Source organism: Bacillus sp. T-10(2022) (assembly GCF_056502895.1).
Genome location: NZ_CP113518.1, coordinates 490,244 through 507,513, shown reverse-complemented (window position 1 = coordinate 507,513; position 17,270 = coordinate 490,244). Strand labels below are relative to the sequence as shown.

21 protein-coding genes are annotated in these 17,270 nt (G+C 38.1%); 2 read left to right on the top strand and 19 right to left on the bottom strand.

What is annotated here, in order from left to right:
* Nucleotides 1-21: 21 nt before the first annotated feature.
* From OSJ91_RS02435 to OSJ91_RS02345, 19 genes are all read right to left on the bottom strand, one after another.
* Nucleotides 22-297 (bottom strand): hypothetical protein, encoded by a 276-nt coding sequence (locus tag OSJ91_RS02435; RefSeq protein ID WP_350301064.1) that lies wholly within the window; start codon nucleotides 295-297, stop codon nucleotides 22-24.
* A 108-nt stretch (nucleotides 298-405) separates the two neighbouring features.
* Nucleotides 406-795 carry a hypothetical protein gene (locus OSJ91_RS02430; RefSeq protein WP_350301063.1) on the bottom strand — a complete coding sequence of 130 codons (390 nt, stop codon included), beginning with the start codon at nucleotides 793-795 and terminating at the stop codon, nucleotides 406-408.
* A gap of 129 nt (nucleotides 796-924) precedes the next feature.
* The gene (locus tag OSJ91_RS02425; protein ID WP_485890922.1) at nucleotides 925-1,947 is read right to left on the bottom strand and encodes an ADP-ribosylglycohydrolase family protein; all 1,023 of its coding nucleotides are present in this window, start codon (nucleotides 1,945-1,947) and stop codon (nucleotides 925-927) included.
* 285 nt (nucleotides 1,948-2,232) lie between these two features.
* Complete coding sequence (locus tag OSJ91_RS02420; protein ID WP_485890921.1) at nucleotides 2,233-2,589, bottom strand: Imm3 family immunity protein; 357 nt, start codon at nucleotides 2,587-2,589, stop codon at nucleotides 2,233-2,235.
* Between the two features lie 27 nt (nucleotides 2,590-2,616).
* Complete coding sequence (locus OSJ91_RS02415) at nucleotides 2,617-2,772, bottom strand: deaminase domain-containing protein (protein ID WP_485891832.1); 156 nt, start codon at nucleotides 2,770-2,772, stop codon at nucleotides 2,617-2,619.
* Between the two features lie 310 nt (nucleotides 2,773-3,082).
* On the bottom strand, nucleotides 3,083-3,322 hold the full coding sequence (locus OSJ91_RS02410) for a hypothetical protein (RefSeq protein WP_413015173.1): 240 nt from the start codon (nucleotides 3,320-3,322) through the stop codon (nucleotides 3,083-3,085).
* A 149-nt stretch (nucleotides 3,323-3,471) separates the two neighbouring features.
* Nucleotides 3,472-3,906 carry a hypothetical protein gene (locus tag OSJ91_RS02405; RefSeq protein ID WP_350301059.1) on the bottom strand — a complete coding sequence of 145 codons (435 nt, stop codon included), beginning with the start codon at nucleotides 3,904-3,906 and terminating at the stop codon, nucleotides 3,472-3,474.
* A gap of 176 nt (nucleotides 3,907-4,082) precedes the next feature.
* Nucleotides 4,083-4,439, bottom strand: coding sequence for an Imm3 family immunity protein (locus tag OSJ91_RS02400; protein WP_350301058.1), 357 nt, complete (start codon nucleotides 4,437-4,439; stop codon nucleotides 4,083-4,085).
* Nucleotides 4,440-4,555: 116 nt separating this feature from the next.
* A complete protein-coding gene (locus OSJ91_RS02395) occupies nucleotides 4,556-4,624 on the bottom strand; it encodes a hypothetical protein (RefSeq protein ID WP_485891831.1) in 69 nt (22 codons plus the stop codon).
* Between the two features lie 277 nt (nucleotides 4,625-4,901).
* On the bottom strand, nucleotides 4,902-5,141 hold the full coding sequence (locus OSJ91_RS02390; protein WP_485890920.1) for a DUF2247 family protein: 240 nt from the start codon (nucleotides 5,139-5,141) through the stop codon (nucleotides 4,902-4,904).
* Nucleotides 5,142-5,949: 808 nt separating this feature from the next.
* Entirely contained in the window at nucleotides 5,950-6,201 is a 252-nt protein-coding gene (locus OSJ91_RS02385; RefSeq protein ID WP_350301054.1) for a hypothetical protein, read from the bottom strand.
* Between the two features lie 11 nt (nucleotides 6,202-6,212).
* A complete protein-coding gene (locus tag OSJ91_RS02380) occupies nucleotides 6,213-7,277 on the bottom strand; it encodes a hypothetical protein (RefSeq protein WP_350301053.1) in 1,065 nt (354 codons plus the stop codon).
* Between the two features lie 217 nt (nucleotides 7,278-7,494).
* Nucleotides 7,495-7,965: an SMI1/KNR4 family protein gene (locus OSJ91_RS02375; protein ID WP_350301052.1), complete on the bottom strand. Its 471-nt coding sequence runs from the start codon at nucleotides 7,963-7,965 to the stop codon at nucleotides 7,495-7,497.
* A gap of 24 nt (nucleotides 7,966-7,989) precedes the next feature.
* Entirely contained in the window at nucleotides 7,990-9,306 is a 1,317-nt protein-coding gene (locus OSJ91_RS02370; protein WP_350301051.1) for a pre-toxin TG domain-containing protein, read from the bottom strand.
* 215 nt (nucleotides 9,307-9,521) lie between these two features.
* Nucleotides 9,522-9,998, bottom strand: a complete 477-nt coding sequence (locus tag OSJ91_RS02365; protein WP_289321966.1) for a hypothetical protein — start codon at nucleotides 9,996-9,998, stop codon at nucleotides 9,522-9,524.
* A 25-nt stretch (nucleotides 9,999-10,023) separates the two neighbouring features.
* Nucleotides 10,024-11,874 carry a ribonuclease YeeF family protein gene (locus OSJ91_RS02360; RefSeq protein WP_485890919.1) on the bottom strand — a complete coding sequence of 617 codons (1,851 nt, stop codon included), beginning with the start codon at nucleotides 11,872-11,874 and terminating at the stop codon, nucleotides 10,024-10,026.
* A complete protein-coding gene (locus OSJ91_RS02355; protein WP_034312186.1) occupies nucleotides 11,871-12,158 on the bottom strand; it encodes a YwqI/YxiC family protein in 288 nt (95 codons plus the stop codon). Before OSJ91_RS02355 ends, OSJ91_RS02360 begins: the two co-directional genes overlap by 4 nt.
* Entirely contained in the window at nucleotides 12,158-12,583 is a 426-nt protein-coding gene (locus OSJ91_RS02350) for a YwqH-like family protein (RefSeq protein ID WP_485890918.1), read from the bottom strand. The genes OSJ91_RS02355 and OSJ91_RS02350 overlap by 1 nt, the downstream gene beginning before the upstream one ends.
* 235 nt (nucleotides 12,584-12,818) lie before the next feature.
* A complete protein-coding gene (locus tag OSJ91_RS02345; protein ID WP_485890917.1) occupies nucleotides 12,819-14,222 on the bottom strand; it encodes a M28 family peptidase in 1,404 nt (467 codons plus the stop codon).
* 271 nt (nucleotides 14,223-14,493) lie between these two features.
* Between OSJ91_RS02345 and OSJ91_RS02340 the strand changes: the two genes are divergently transcribed.
* Together OSJ91_RS02340 and OSJ91_RS02335 are read left to right on the top strand one after the other, a co-directional pair.
* Nucleotides 14,494-15,642, top strand: a complete 1,149-nt coding sequence (locus OSJ91_RS02340) for an iron-containing alcohol dehydrogenase (protein ID WP_350301045.1) — start codon at nucleotides 14,494-14,496, stop codon at nucleotides 15,640-15,642.
* 12 nt (nucleotides 15,643-15,654) lie between these two features.
* Complete coding sequence (locus OSJ91_RS02335) at nucleotides 15,655-17,268, top strand: GAF domain-containing sensor histidine kinase (RefSeq protein WP_485890916.1); 1,614 nt, start codon at nucleotides 15,655-15,657, stop codon at nucleotides 17,266-17,268.
* The last annotated feature ends 2 nt before the right edge of the window (nucleotides 17,269-17,270 follow it).

Here is a 17,270-nt window from a genome sequence, read left to right as displayed (position 1 = left end):
AACTAATTTTAATTAACTTTATCAAGTATTAAATAATTCTATATTTAATTTTTCAGCTTTATGTAATTCTCCTAATAACGGATTTTGATAGTCACTATAACTATCCATATAAGCCCTCACGCCACCAATAATATTTAATTCTCTTATATCTTCATTATTCTCCATTACATCCAATGCATTCTTATATCTTTTAAATATAAGTTGTAAAACGCCGCTAGTAATTTCATTACAAAATTCTTTTTCAAGATTATATATTACAACTTTTATTTGATCGATTAACTGCTTTTTCTTATCCATTTTATCCTCCTATCTACTCGCCTATAAAGAAGACCCTTAACAAAACAGTTCCAAAGCTCATTAGAGGGTATAGTGCAATAAATATTAATCGTGTTTGAAATGAGGAAACTAATCTAATGAATAGGGTTTCCTCTCCTCGATTATCTCCACTTCATCCCGTTCCACAGATTTGGAGTACATATATTTATCTGTTCGTTCAAACCCCATCTTTTTAGCAAGTTCAGTGTTTGTTGTATCCAACAATAATTTTCCGTTTTTTCTTTCTTCAGATGCTGGAAAGATCTCTCCCTTATATACAGCATAGGGATTAATAGAATATAATTCTTTAACTTCATCTACACCTACTATTTTCGTGTATATATTATTTTTGTAATAAGTAAAGCCATTGTTCATTTCATTTTTATCATTACTAATTAATTCAATAGCTTCCACTGTATCAGATTCTATGAATCTATACTCTTTCCCATTATAGATCGTATACTCACCTTTTCTTATCATTTTCCCACTCCATTATTAATTTTCCATCACCAAAAATAAACTGCTTCGCTTCCCGTTTAACATAGCATAAACTGGACTCTGGACATAAAAAAACCCTATAAAGGACTTTTATAGGGTGGGTGATTTACATCAATCCCCATACTCTTCTTTAATTGCTTTATCTGCACAAAAACTAAGGAATTTCTCGATTAATTGATCAATATCTTCTTTTCTGGTGATTTTCTCAAGCCATTCTTTAGGAATGTCGTCCATTTTATAGTACATACCTGCCAATGTTCCCGTAATGGCACCTACTGTATCCGTATCATCCCCTAGATTCACTGCTTTTAAAACGGCATCGCTAAACGAATCTGAATTTCCTAAGCACCAAATGGCTGCTTCCAACGTATGAACGACATAACCACCTGACTGAATTTCTTCTTGTGGTAATGAAAAGAAATCTTCTTCAAAAATTCTTGAATAGGATTGCAGCTCTTTTTGGTATATATGATCTTTTTCAAAATTCTCATCAAAAAGTTCTTTTATCTCCCTTTTTGAAACTTCAGGAGAATTATTATAATAAAGTCTAAGTAAAAACTCGACATAAATAATGGAACCTACCACAGAACGCGGATGAGAATGTGTAACTTCCGTATATTTTTTAATGGTTTGGATTTTTTCAATGAAATTAAAGTTATTAAAGAGGATAAATGCCACTGGAGCGATCCTCATCAACGCCCCATTCCCATTATCAAACATGGCATTTCCGCCACATTCTGGCGCTGGCGTTCCATTTTTAAACTTGATTATGGCTTCACTGGTCGTTCTGCCAATATCAAACATTTCATGATGTGGTGTCCAATAGCCAGATTCCATATATTGAACGAATTTTTGCATTAGCTCTGCTGAATCGCTTTCTTCAATTAAGTTTTCAATTAAACATAAAGTTAATGAAGTATCGTCCGACCAAGTGCCTGGCGGCTGATTATAGGTTCCATATCCCGTTATACCATTAATAGCAAAAGTCCCTCTTTTTTTAAATTCAACTGGAACACCAAGCAAGTCTCCAACAATACCGCCATACAGACTTGGTAACATTCTTTTTTTTAGATTAAATCTCAAAAAACTTTTACTATCGTCTTCCCATCTGTCTACCATTCTTCTGCCTGTCATTCATTACACCTACTTTTTGTTTAAGTACCCTTTCCTTGCTTAACAATTGCCCTACTGATTGATTAAATTCATACTTTGTTTTTATGTATGCTAACACCTATACTACAACCACTATAATATCTTTCCATTTAAATACAAGAGCAAAATCAGTTCGCATTTCCAAATTACCCGCTAACCATCGTAGGTATCATACAAAGATTTAAAACTGTCCATTATTCAAAAACCTTGAATGTCTTTAGCCACTCAAGGTTAACACTGCATTATTAAATATTTTTCTTTCATATGCTATTCTGCTGAGGAATTATAATCAACCTCTGCATTTTTTAGTCCTTCTATTACTTTTTTTATTCGTTTCGATAAGTCTTTTATTTCCTCTAATGTTAAGTCATCTTCTGCTTCTTGTGGATTAAACATGCTTAACCTTTTTGTAATACCTTCAATATATCCAATATAAACCTTGTCTTGTGATAGCAATATTTCACCTACAGCAGTATCAACGATAAAATCTTCTGTTTTCCCAAGGTTTACATACTCATTTTTCGTCCTTGCAATTGCATATTCATATCCTCTATTTAGGGATAAAAAGTCATTATAGTCCTCATTAATTACCTCGAATATTTCATTGTACTCCCAATCTTCCACTCAAATCCCTCCTATAAAAATTGATTTTTATGGTTTAATTCTTTCCCCATTGTTGTGTATAACTTCTAAACTTATATTAGGGTATTTAGCTGAAACTTCCTCAATAACTCTATTACAACTAGTACAAGTATCTAATTCAGTAAATAATTTTATATCCCCAGAAACCTGAGTATTATCACCTATCCTAAAAGCAATATCATTTAGAATTTTATATTCAGTATCAGAATCTCTTATATATGTTTACCATCTTGACTTGTAGCTTCTGATGCCTTAAAAATAAAGGTATCAGATTGTAAATAAATATCAGGAACGATACCGCCTTATTTCGCTTAAATGATATGCATCTGTCTTATAACCCAGTCATAATCTAATTAAAATTATAAAAAGGATTCAAAGCTCATGTTCTCTTTGAATCCTTTACCCATGCAATTGGAGCTTTTGGATGATTAGACTAGACTAGGGATTAAAATTAATATTGTTATCACCTATAATTCTACTTCCCTATTTTCCCCAACGTTATCATATATAAATATTTGAAAATTCGATCCTCATTACTCTTTTCGATAATTGAAATATTTTGTCTTTCATCCACATCACACAATATCCAATCTCCATCTTCAAAGTAACAACCTGTTGAAAATGGTACATTAGTTTTTCTTCCAATAACAATATTAAGTTCTTGCAAATCTATACCTAACTCTTTTATCTTATTTTCATATTCATTTCGTGTCATTTTACCAACCTCCTTTATTTAAGTAATATCCCTGATATCCTCCAGGGCTTTCACGTTAATTGGAGTATCATTTCAATTCATTAAAAAACCTTGAATGGCTTTGGCCACTCAAGGTTTTATTTTATTATAGCTAGATTCAGTTTTCTGTGTCATTTTTTATAACTGATCCAGATCTCTACTTGTCCACTTTTCTTATCTTCAAATGAAGTGACTTCTCCCCAAGTTCTATTATAAATTAATGAGTCTCCTTTTTTAATATCTGGTTTTCCTAATATCTCTTCTACCCATTTATCATGTATCGCTTTCTTTTTTTTAGCTTTATAATCAGACCAATTATTGTAAATATTTTTCAAACTTTCATCAGCATTGTCGAGTTCAATACGAGAAACTTTATCATTTTGAAAGTTAACTACAACCCAAAAATAAATTCCATCTAACATAATTGCGTCTTTAAAAACAAACATAGCATTCAGTATATCGCTTGATAGTAGTTCATTTTGAAAATTTATACAAAAAGCCTGTTTATTTGTATTTCCATTAAGTATTTTTCCTTTCACTAAAATATCACCTGTTAATCCATCCAAATTAAACACCTCATTTTCATTTAATTGAATTCATTATTTTACTATATTCTTCAAAGGAGATTTCAGAGTTTTATGGTTTTTCTATCATTGCACACAATACTCCATGATGGTTCAACCACCATGAGCTTTTTACTTTTATATAACCTGCTAATGTAATCAATCCTTTATAAATATCGCTATTCTGCTGAAGGATTATAATCAACCTCTGCATTTCTTAATCCTTCTATTACTTTATTTATTCGTCTCGATAAGTCTTTTATTTCCTCTAATGTTAACTCATCTTCTGCTTCTTGTGGGTTAAACATGCTTAACCTCTTTGTTATACCTTCAATGCGCCCAACAAAAACTTTTTCATGGCCGATTGCAATTTCGCCAATAGCTGTATCAACAATAACATCTTCTATCTTGCCTAAGTTATCAAATTCATCAGCTAGTTTTGCTATAGCATACCTATATCCCCTATCTTCATCTAACAACTCTTCATATGTCTCCTGAATTGCATCAAATAATTCATTATACTCCCAATCTTTCATTAGTTTTCTCCTCCAATAAAAATTAAGTTTAAGAAATAATTCTATTACCATTGTTGTGTATGACTTCTAATTCAATATTTTTAAATTTAGCCAGCAAACTCTGCTATGACTTTACCTCAACTGTCACAAGTATCTAATTCTGTAAATAACTTAATTTCCCCATTAGCTTTTGTATTCTCTCCAATCCTAGAAGCAATGTCATTTAGTATTTTATAACACCATAGCCATTCCTATTTCATTGCATAAAGCAACCAATTCAGGCTTTGATTGAAAAGCTTTATATTGAGAATACCAATTAGCAATAGCATTTTCAGTACTATGAGGATTGCTTGTTCCCTACTTTTTTTAAATTGATTAATAGAATTTATTTTGTTTACAGAACCTCTTGGGTTATCAATACAAAAATCATTTATAAAATTGCATTATAGTACGTATTATCAACTTTCTAGACTTTGCTTTGTTTCAATCCACACCCCAAGCTAGCAGAATAATGTTTTGATTGCTAATTTCTGGATGGTTAGCTAAAAATTCAACTGCATAATTAACTATGTCACTATATTCTATTAGATTAAGTTCTAATCCCACATATAGTGTTCTCCAATCGTACTTTATTTTGTTTTGCTTGAAAATATCTACAGAAATATCCATTTGAACCACCTTAACTTTATGGTCTTTGATTTGGAGAACCTGTAATTTGCCCATTAGGAATAAATCTCCTATGTGTAACTCCTTTGGTCGGCTCAACAATCCACTCAAATATTCCATTTTGGTCCTTAACAGTTGTTATTCTCTCATTCCGTTACAGCAATTACAGTCCCTGTAACGTTTACCCGTTTTTTGCGGATAACGTGTTCGTAACGTAAATCCGTTAAAACGTACTGTACGATGACTTCAAAAAATAATACAACCCTTAATTTTTTTTATCGTTTTTTCTCTAGTAGTGTCGTACACTGTATAAAGCCAATTACAGTGTATAAATTTAACACTTAGTACACTTATAAAATTATACGTGTACCTACTTGTTTCTAAAACAAAACGCAAAAAAGCACTCGTTGCCATAAGTGACAATCAAGTGCTTTAAGTTTGTAAATTTTATAATTTTCAATGTTCGTTTTAAGTTTGTAAGTTTCATTGCATTGTAAAAAAAGTATGACAGCTTTTGTGTCTCCTGACAAGTAATACCTTTAAAACGTACGAGCTTGTGTGCATTCGTTAGTTTACTATACATTCCATGTCTTTGTACCCGCCATACAATAAAATGTCATCTCGCCTAAGCTCGTGTGTCTTATTTTATCTTGTCGAGATATGGGGGTGCAAACACTAGCTTATGATGGTACAACCATCATAGAGTCGATTCTTCAAAATGGCCTTTTCTTTTTTTGTACACTTCAAATATGCTTTGTTTTTCAATTACCTGTACATGTTTTGCTACAAGTTCGGTCATTCCTGTATGCAAAATATAAATTGAATAATAAGTGGTGTTTTTACACTTTCCCAGCTAATGCAAATTTTAATTATTAATTCTGTTATGTCTACTTAATATTAACTCATAAAGAAAATCAAATGCTTCATTTTCACTAGAAATTTCTTTAATTATATAGTGACCTCCTCTCTCTCTTGTTTTATAAACTTTCCACACTCCTTGATCATGTGCACATCCTATTACTAGCGACTCATCCGTTATAGTATCTAGTACCATAATATATTCACCAATATTTAGTTTTTCAGCTTCATATCTATTTAAGAACTCTTGTTTTGTCACGTCTAGCCCTCCTAGTATTTAGGTATAACTCCTATAATCTCTAGCATCTCACCATTTAATGGCGTTACAATTTGTTCTGCTCCACCATTCATTAACTTCTCACCTGTAGAGCTACTAGTCCAGGAAGCAGCAGTACCTTTCACTCCGTAAGTAGTATCTGTATTTCCAATAAATTTTTGTACTCTATCTTGGAAATCGTCATAATAAGCCTTAAAATCAGCAAATTCTGAATCAGAAATTGCTCTTCTTCCATTGGCCACTACAATTCGATTTAACTCTTCAAGATTTCCACTTTTGACTGCATCAATAGATTCAAAATAAGATTCATTATTAAAATGCCCAACGTGCCTTGCAGCAGGGTTTTCTATATACGGTATTGCACTTTGATCATATGTGTATGGAATACCATTATGAGGTAAAGTGGTGAAATTCTCTCCACCTTTTCCACCTACTCTATCCCATCTTTCTGGTAACGGACTATTTCTATCAATTGGCTGGATGGATTCTTCTACAAACCCCATTTTATCTGGCCAATCCACAATCATTCTACCATTTCGACCAAACCCTTCTGGACGAAGGAATTTTGTGCCTTTAACAACAGTAACATCACCTTTTACTTCTAATGCGGCATATGCTTCGTGAATCTTTACAAGCTTCTGTTCACTCGTTAAATCATCTCGTTTTCCAATATTATTGATACTATTAAAATACTCCCCAACATTCTTAAACTTTAGATCATCCGTACCCTTAGAAAAACTCTCCCCTGAAACACCCTCTACTTTGCTATCCTTAACCGTAAATTTCTGATAGGCTTCCTTAATTGTCTGCTTTTCCATCACAACTTGGCGAAGGGTTGGTCCTCCTGCGAGGTAGATTTGTTCCATACTTATCCGTTTAGGAATTTCTTTTTTGCCTAGTTCTTCACCTATATTTTTTAACGTGTTTTTTCCTGATCTCGCTATGTCTGTTATTGTAGCTTGAACCTTCTGTACCTGCTTTTGTATATATTTCTTACTGGTAGGGGGAAAAATTTCAGCGTAAAATGTAAAAGCACTTGTTGCCAAAAAGACAAACAAGTGCTTAATCTTATGTTTAAACCTACGAGATTGTTTCATCTCGTTAATTTTTTGATTGTTCCCTGTGACAATACTTCAATCGTTTAAAATGTCATCTCGCCTAGTTATCGTTCTTATTTTCTTAAATAAATATCGTTATAGCTTCGATGGTCCAACTCATGGATTCTCAATTTACAAAGTAATTATCCGTTTTTTGCCCAATCAAAATTCATTGTTTCTATTCTAGTAACTCTAAGAATTCATTAAAGCTATCTGCAACATTGTAAAAAACAGGTTCAAACTCACCCGACTCTTCATGTGACCATACACTTACAGATGGGTTATTTTTATTGGTTCTAAAATCTAAACAAACAAAGTCACCTGCAAATATACTAGCTATTGGCAATACATCTGCACCTAATAAATCTTCGTTATCAGATAACCTTTCTCCTATTTGCGAAAATACAACATCTATATCATAGATTCCTTTCGGATTATTCTCAATGTCATCCAGCATACACAAAAACCTTTCTAACGCATAACTACGATTGTTACTCTCAAATGTAGCTTCCTTAACCTCTGCTCCATTATACGTTTTAATAAAGTTTAAGAAAGACTCTGGTAATGTTAGTCGCCAAAACTTTTCATGTTTTTTGATTAATTCTTCTGAAGGTAATGGTTTTACTATAGTGTCCTGTATTATTTTCATAGTTTTACCCCTTTCTTTACTATACTATCTCGGAGCGTCTGCCCACATTCCAGTAGATCTACCACCATTGTGAATAGTAATATTGTGTATTTTAAAAGGAACTAACTCCATCTTACCCGGTATTTCAGTATGATGCCATGTCATCCCTTCTGGTCTTCCACCTATTGCATTATCCAGCCAATCAAATTGTTCATCGTCCGATGATAACCAAAGCCTTTCTGGTAACTCCTTAATCTCAACAACAACTCCAGCAGTCTTGAAATCTGCAAAACCATACCTCATTCCCTCAACTTTAATAACATTTACATTAGGAATCACGCCATTTTCAATCGCTTTTTCCTTTATCAATTTTCGTTGGCGAGCAGTCAAATATTCTCCACCATGGAATGACTTATTCCATGACCAAGTTTTATTTGTTAGAATTTTTTCACTGTATAGTTTTGCAAAATCATTAATAACATCTTCAAAAGTTTTAGTACCTGCAATGAACTCATCAATGTTCTTTAAGTTAACATTATCTATACCATTAGTAATATTCTTCCCTGAAACACCCTCTACATTGCTATCCTTCACCATGAACTTCTGATAGTTTACACCCTTACCACCATCACTCTTCACCGCAAACTTCTGTACAATATCCTTAACCGTCGTATTATCAAAAGTAACATGCTTGTAGTTATTTCCATAGGCCGTCGCTAATTCTTCGACCCTTATACGGAGAGGCACTTTCACTTTACCGATTTCCCTGCCGAAGGCTTGAACCTTCTGTACCTGCTTTTGCGCAAATTCCTTACTGTAAGGGACGAACTTTGTACCACTCGCTACTTTATCAGCGACCTTCGCCGCACCTGCCACACCACCGATTCCGAGTGCCATCAACAGCCCGTTCGGGCGCTGTTCCTCGGTCAGCTGGTTGCCGAACATGTCTTTGCCGGTGACGGCTTCGCCGAGGCCGTTGGCTGCGAGGAGTCCGTATATCCCGTATTCGGTTTTCTGAAGGAGGCTAAAGTCTTTTGTCGTTTTATAGGCATCGAGAGCGTGGTCCGCTGCATTGAGTCCTTTGGCCGTTTTGTATAGGGCGCTGCCGCCTTTGATGGCCCGGCCGACGACGGGGATGAACCCAGCGGCTGCCATGGCGCCTGCGGCGATTCGTTCGGCATCGGACAGCTTGCGGCCCGTTACTGGATCGACTCCGGTTGAGGCCCTGATTGAATCATAATATCCCGTGAATTCCCCTGTAAAGGTTTTTGTCGTATCCCAGGCTTTTTCGTACCATGGCCGGTTTTCTAGGCTTAGCTTTATATTTTTTCTATTAATCTTAGGAAAAAAAGTATTAGACATCGACATTCAGAAATTAATTAAGGTAGAGTAGCCTTTTACGGCATAGTAAAAAAGGTATATTGTACATACGTTTTAACTTTAAGTACGGCTTTATATCTTCTTAAAATGCTGTGTAGGTCTAACAATAGGTTAATCTCAATACTATAAAAAAGAATTCGGCTCTCCCTTCAAATAATAAAACCTTAGAGATTTTGATATCTCTAAGGTTTTATTATTTATTCCTGTGTTAGGGTTGTAATATAACAATTATCTATTAAAACTCTTTTAAAAAAGTCCATAACCTCTTGAGTTACAACTAACTCACCTTTTGGTGATAAACAGAAGTGATGTCCTGACCAATTTTTGAAGTTCTCTCCTTCTACTTCAACTTTACCAAGCGGAATAAATCTGCTGAATTTAGGTAATTCCTTATTTGGATACATTTCTTTAAATTCATCAGATGTAGTAATTAAACACTTTTCTAATTTGTAATCTTTAAATTCACTATTCTTTAATTCTGTTTCAAGTTTACTTGACACAATAAAGGCTGGTGTTGACTCTAACAGGTCATCTCCTAGCCATCCTTCAAACTCATAATGTAAATATTTTACCTTTCCTGAAATACCTTCAGTTGCAATATCTTCTTCTGTTCCATAAATGGTATGTTCACCATGACCCCCTGATACTTCTGGTTCTAAAAAATATAATTTCATTAGTAACATCCTTCCTATCACATTCTCACCTTTTCACTGGCGGATTAAAATTTTCACCATATTTTTGATCTAACTCAATCATATAGCCTATTACTTCCTCTTTTGTGGGATTAGGGTTATTTCTATAAAATCTATTCCAATCTATTCTTATTTTTGATAAATGTATATCACTGTTTACTTCTTTTGGTATACCTCTCAGGTTTTCTAGAGCATGTATTTCCTCAAGTGAAAATAAATTCGGGTGCCTTTTTAGAATTTGTTGCTCTATAGCATGATGAACTACTACACTACCTTTAAGGTCTGGGTATTCATCAAAGAATGTCTTTTTATAGTCCTTAATATTTTTGCCTTTGTCTATCCCCTTAGAAAAACTCTCCCCTGAAACACCCTCTACTTTGCTATCCTTCACCGTGAATTTCTGATAGGCTTCCTTAATTGTCTGCTTTTCCATTACAACGTGGGGAAGGTTTGGACCTCCTGCGAGGGATACTTGTTCCACACTTATACTTTTAGGAATTTCCTTTTTACCTAGTTCTTCACCTATATTTTTTAACGTGGTTTTTCCTGATCTCGCTATGTCTGTTATTGTGGCTTGAACCTTCTGTACCTGCTTTTGCGCAAATTCCTTGCTGTAAGGGATGAACTTTGTACCACTCGCTACTTTATCAGCGACTTTGGCCGCACCTGCCACACCGCCGATTCCGAGTGCCATCAACAGTCCGTTCTGGCGCTGTTCCTCGGTTAGCTGGTTGCCGAACATGTCTTTGCCTGTGGCTGCTTCGCCGAGGCCGTTGGCTGCGAGGAGTCCGTATATCCCGTATTCGGTTTTCTGGAGGAGGCTAAAGCCTTTTGTCGTTTTATAGGCATCGAGCGCGTGGTTCGCTGCGTTGAGTCCTTTGGCGGTTTTGTAGATGGCGCTGCCGCCCTTGATGGCCCGGCCGGCCCAGCCGACGACGGGGATGAATCCAGCGGCTGCCATGGCGCCTGCGGCGATTCGTTCGGCATCGGACAGCTTGCGGCCCGTTACTGGATCGACTCCGGTCGAGGCCCTGATTGAATCATAATATCCCGTGAATTCCCCTGTAAAGGTTTTTGTCGTATCCCAGGCTTTTTCGTACCATGGGCTGTTTTCGAGTTCTTCCATTTCCTGTTCGATTTTCCGGGCTTCTGCTTGCTGCTTTTTGAAGGTCTGATAGTCTTTCATCTGATTGGCGACTTCATCCTTCACTTGATAGACGTCACTATTTTTGAATGCCGATTGGTTGAATGTCATCGGCGAAACGTTGCCGTCCTGTTTGGTGGCATCAAGCAAGGCGCGGAAGAGGCCGACGGCCACGTTTTCCTGCCCGATGGACACATCATATTCCTCGACCAATTGCCGGTCGACATTCTCGACCTTTGTCACGGTGTCATCCAGTCTATGCCCTGCCAGCGTGATTTTTTCATTAAAGTCCTTTTGGTCGAACATATCAAGAGGCAGGATATCGTCAATGCTGTTCAGGATCCTTTGGAGATCGTTCGCTTGTTCATCGACAAGCGACTTCGCTTGGTTGATTCCGTTTGAGACTTCACCATCTAAAAAGGGAACCTCGACCACCGTATTTCCGGATAGGTCCGCCTCTTCCAGACTGGCTGGAATGCCTTCCAAAAAACTGATCTGGGTAGTGAATAGTTCCATCCAGGCGTCCGCCACCTCGATTTGCGCTTCATAGAAGCTTTTGATGGCAGTAGCACCGGCTCCCTGAAACTCGTTATCCAGGCCGACGATGCCCTGAAATTCCTTTTTCAGGGCTGTGACTTCCTTCTTTAGTTCTTCATATTGCTTGGCGCGCGACTTGGTTGCGGCCGTCAATGTCTCGGCTTCATATATCTTCATCGCTGATACCCATGTGAAGACGTATGGGCGATGGCTTCATCCTGTTCTTTTAATAAGTCAATGTTGGCACGGGTATCTTCCACATTTTTCTGGACGATTTTGATATATTGCTCGAAGACCTTCTCCAGGTTCGTTTCGCGGTCGATCCATTTCGAGGTGAATTCCAATTTATTATTGCCAAGCTCGCCCGCCGGCAAATTTCCAAGCGTGACTGTACCAAGTGCCGTCTTCACCTGATCGACTTGCTTCATTACGGCAGGATGATTCAGTTTGATTGTCGTCATTAAAACAACCACCCTTTTAAATATGATATTTTGCTTTCCAATTGATCTATGAAGGCTTCTCCTTTGCCTAAAAGAACATCCGCTTCATGTGCTATCGTACCTGCTGCACTCAGAGCCTTTTTCTCTATATTAAGCATCATGATTTTACCGTCGATTTTCTCTTGATAGTCGTCATAATCATCTTGAATGATCGTTGACATTGCCTTGTATGCATCACTGCGGGCATCTTGAAAGTCTTCTGCACGGTTTCCAGTCCAGCTTTTTGCCAAGTCCGGATTTTTAATTTTAGCGATTTCACCAAGACAAGCATTCTGTTCTTCTTTGATTTGTCTTTTTGCCTGCTCCAAACGGTTGATTTTTTCATTCACATCGGACATTTTACTGGAAAGGGCTGAGTGAATTTCACTCAATGAATTTGCATACACTTAAAAAATCACCTCAAACATACTATTCTCATTTTGTAGACTGTCATATTTTTCATAATTTTTATTATAAGGATTATAGTCTTAGAGTTAAATAGGGATAAATAAGCTATTTATGCTAGGTGTTTAGGGAATTCATCCCACACGCACCAATTCCAGATTAGACTTTTCACCCCTAATTTTCCATTTTTAAACATAAAAAGAGGGTGCATGCTGCACCCTCTGAATATTTACTGCATTATTTGAATTCCTTTTCGTCAAATAAATGCGGAACTTTCACCTTTTTCCCTTTTTTATGATTGAGATCAGGTTTTTTAGCTTCAATTTTTGCTTGGTCATAGACAGCGGTGCCGACAATTTCAGCAACATCTTGAAGCTTTTCTTTTGAGATTTTATCAATGGTATCATCAGGAGTATGATACCAAGGCTCTGATGGACTGTGGATGAATAAAGCAGCGGGAATCCCAGCCTCAGAAAAGGATACATGGTCACTTCTCCCGCCTTGTCCATATGGAGTCGGCTCACCATTCAGTCTCGTACTTGATGCCTGGGCAAGCTCGGTTACAAGGTTCATTTCTCCATCATTAGTCAAAATGACCAAATCTCCGGCATCCTTGCTTCCCACCATATCGAGATTGAAGTTGGCAATGGTCCGCTTGATATCATCATCAGGGAGATTGCTCACATAATGCTTTGAACCCAGCAATCCATTTTCCTCTGCCCCAAAGGTGACGAAGCGAATTTCCGTATCTGTAGGAAGATTCTTCAGAACACGGGCAAGTTCAAGGGTGACGGATGTTCCTGATGCATCATCATTCGCTCCGGGTGCTCCTGCGACGGAATCATGATGGCCAGTAATATAAATGATATCGTTCTTTGTTGCTTTATTGTTCTTTGTTGCTTTTTTCGTTGCCACTACATTATAAGAGGTTTTTTCTCCGGAATAGGCTCCTTCAATTTTTAATGATGCTGTCAATTTGACTTCAGCATTCAATTTTTCCAGAAGGGCTTCTCCATCCTTTTTGGTGATAGTGACGGATGGAATATACTTGTCATTATCCTCTCCGAGTGTCCCGTTTAATTCCCCATCTGCATTATTGAATAGGATGACTCCCGCTGCCCCTTTTTCCGCTGCATTCAATACTTTCTCTGCAAAAGTGAGGCTTCCTCTTTGTATAAGGGCAATCTTCCCTGCAACGTCGGTTTCCTCAAGCTCTTCTTTCGTTCCTAAACCGGCATATACCACTTCACCGGATAGGTCCCCATTAACTGAATAGGTTAAATGGTTCGCTTGGATTTCCCCATCAAATCCGGCAACGGACAGTTCGACCAGATTTGGGTCTGTATAAGATAAAAAATTGAACTCTTCAATATCGGCTTTATAGCCATAAGATTGAAATTGCTTTTTGATGAATTGGACGGCTTTATACTCAGAATCCGTACCGGCCACCCGAGGTGTTTGTGAGAGGTATTCAATATTCTTGTAGATTTTATCGGCATCGATTCTTTTAATGACTTGCTTGTCCGTGGATGGCGCTGATAGCACCGGCGATGAATGTGGCGCTGCTAATGCGGTGGTTGTCCCGGCTGTCCCGAGTGTCAGTGCTGCGATTAAGGTTACCGACAGAAATTGTTTTTTCATAGATTGCCTCCCAGTTTAATAGATTCCTCCATAATTTTACAATACATAGAAAATACTAACTAGGTAGGTTTATCCCTATTCATGCATGTCTAAAGTAACGAATTTACAAATTAAAGAAATTAACAGGATGTTTGACTCATGCCGAAAGTTCCCTATCATTCGATATTTTGTCATATTATATAAAAATACCTGTAATCCAAACAGGATTTTCGCTCTTTTTCGGGAAAATAATACAGAAGAGATAGAATTTCTACAGGGAGAAGGCGCAAAGATGCCGATAACTAAATTCGTGATGCCGGAAGTGATTTTTGGAAAAGGTTCGATTGAACAAGCTGGCGAGGCCTGCTTGCGGCTGGGTGCCAAAAAGGCGCTGATAGTAAGCGACTCCGGGGTGGCCAATGCTGGCTGGTTAGATAAAGTCATTAAATCCTGCCAAGATGCAGGCCTTGCTTTTGCTACCTTCATTGAAATGACGACCAATCCGAAGGACAGGGAGATCGAGGCTGGCTGTTTGGCATTTAAAGAACAAGAATGTGATGCCATCATCGGGTTGGGTGGAGGCAGTGCTTTGGATGTCGCCAAAGGGGTTGCCCTTTTAGTAACGAATGGCGGCATCATCAGTGATTATGAAGGGGTTGATAAAGTCCACTCTCCCCTCCCGCCCATGGTGATGATCATGACCACTGCTGGATCGGGTTCGGAAGTATCCCAGTTTTCGGTGATCGTCGATTCATTCCGCGAGAAAAAAATGACGATCATTTCAAAATCACTCGTCCCCGATATTGCAATAGTCGACCCTGGTACCTTAACCACCTTGGGACCGGATTTGACAGCAGCTACGGGAATGGATGTTTTAACCCACGCCATTGAATCCTATGTTTCAATCGCTGCGACACCTTTGACAGATGTACAAGCTAAAAACGCGCTTTCCATCGTTTCCCGTCACTTACGCCCCTCTGTTGCATCCAGGCATAATGAGGAAGCAAAAAAAGCGATGGCGATGGCGAGCCTGCAGGCTGGACTGGCCTTTTCCAATGCCATTTTGGGAGCTGCCCATGCCATTTCACATGCCCTAGGCGGCAAGTACCTCCTTCCGCATGGTGAAATCAATGCGATACTCCTTCCCCATGTCATGGATTTCAATCGAATTGCCTCACCAAGGCGATTCCGCGAGATTGCCGACATCATGGGTATCGATACACGGGCATTGACCGAGCAGCAAGCAGGAATGGCAGCCATTAGCTTCGTAAGGGAATTATCACAGGATATAGGGGCTCCCAAAACTTTAAGTGATGTCGGCATTACGAAAGAAATGATAGATCCCATTGGGATGACCGCTCTTGAGGATGCCTGCATGATCACAAATCCTCGTGATATGTCATTAGATCAGATAAATCAGCTGCTTCTTACAGCCCTATAAGAGGTGAAAAGTATGAACAAACTTGAAATGATAGATTTAATGACAGGCGTTAAATCCTCAAAGAAAACGTATTACACGGAACTTAAGAAAACCGTGGATCAGCTGAAGAAGAAGAATATGCAGCTTGAAATCATGAATGACATCACTAAAAATATGAATATGGACATCGACATCCAAGAGACTCTCCGAAATGTTATTGCAAAACTTAAGCAGCTCATTACCTTCGATGACAGTCATTTTGTCATACTGTATGAGGAAGAACCTGCCCTGCTTCACATCTGCCCTAATGGTCACTGCGAACTTGAAATGGATCCCAAAAACTTGTTACACCCTTTTCAGGATTTCTCATCGGCCTTGAAGGACAAACAGCCGATTCAGGTGGAAGTTAAACGGCTACCGGAATTCCCAGAAAAGGAACGTCTATTATCCCTTGAAATCGAATCACTTCTATTAGTCCCTTTATACGGAAAAAGTAAAAAAATCGGAATTTGGACTTTCGGCAGGAAGAAAAAGAAAACTTGGCATGAAGATGAACTCGAATTTCTTGAGCAACTATCCAACCAGCTTGCGTTAACTTTGGAGAATGCCCAGCTTTATAAGGAAGTTCTTCATTCCAAACAGGAGTGGGAGGATACATTCAAGGCAGTTGAGGATATGATCATCGTCTTTGATCACAAAGGAACGGTCTATCAATCCAATGATTCAGCTAGGGAATTTTCCGACCTGCTTGCTTTAATTGAAAAATCCCAATCTCTGATTCAAGATACCTTTACGTGTAATAAGCCAGGGTTTCAGGAAATTCTCCTTCAGCATGATACCATCTTGGAAATGCATGCCTACCCGATTCAGAATAAGGAGCATCAAGTATATGGGGTCATTGCTTATTATAAAAATGTCACCGAAAGAAGACAGATGGAAGTCCAGCTATTGCATGCCGGGAAACTTGGGGCGATTGGTGAAATGGCAGCAGGGATTGCCCATGAATTGAATAGCCCATTAACGGCCATTCTTGGTAACTCGCAAATTTTATTACGGAAAACCCCAAAGGACAATCCGGATTATATGCTATTGGACGATATCAAGATTTGTGGGGACCGATGCAGGCAAATAGTGAAAAGCCTGCTTACCTTTTCAAGGCAGGATGAGTATAGATTCCACTATTACTCTATTAACGAAGCCATTCACCAGGTTCTGAACCTATTGAAGTTCCAACTTGGGAAGAAGCAAATCTCCCTCCATCTTACCCTTCAGGAAGACCTTCCTTTCATAAAGGGCAGCCAGCCGCAGATAGAACAGATCATCATCAACTTGCTATTGAATGCCAAGGACGCATTGGATGAGTCCGCCCAAACGGAAAAATCAATTGCGATCACTACCTATACAGAAAACAAGTTCATGGTGGTTCAGGTGACTGATAACGGAACGGGGATTGAAAAAGAACGCCTGCCCTTCATATTCCATCCCTTTCATACGACTAAAGACCGTGAAAAAGGTACAGGTTTGGGGCTGTCTGTAAGCCTCGGCATCGCCAAAGACCATGGCGGAAAGATCGACGTTTTGAGCACACCAGGACAAGGAAGCACTTTTTTCCTGAGGCTTCCCTTACAAGGAGAGGAAAGGGGATGATA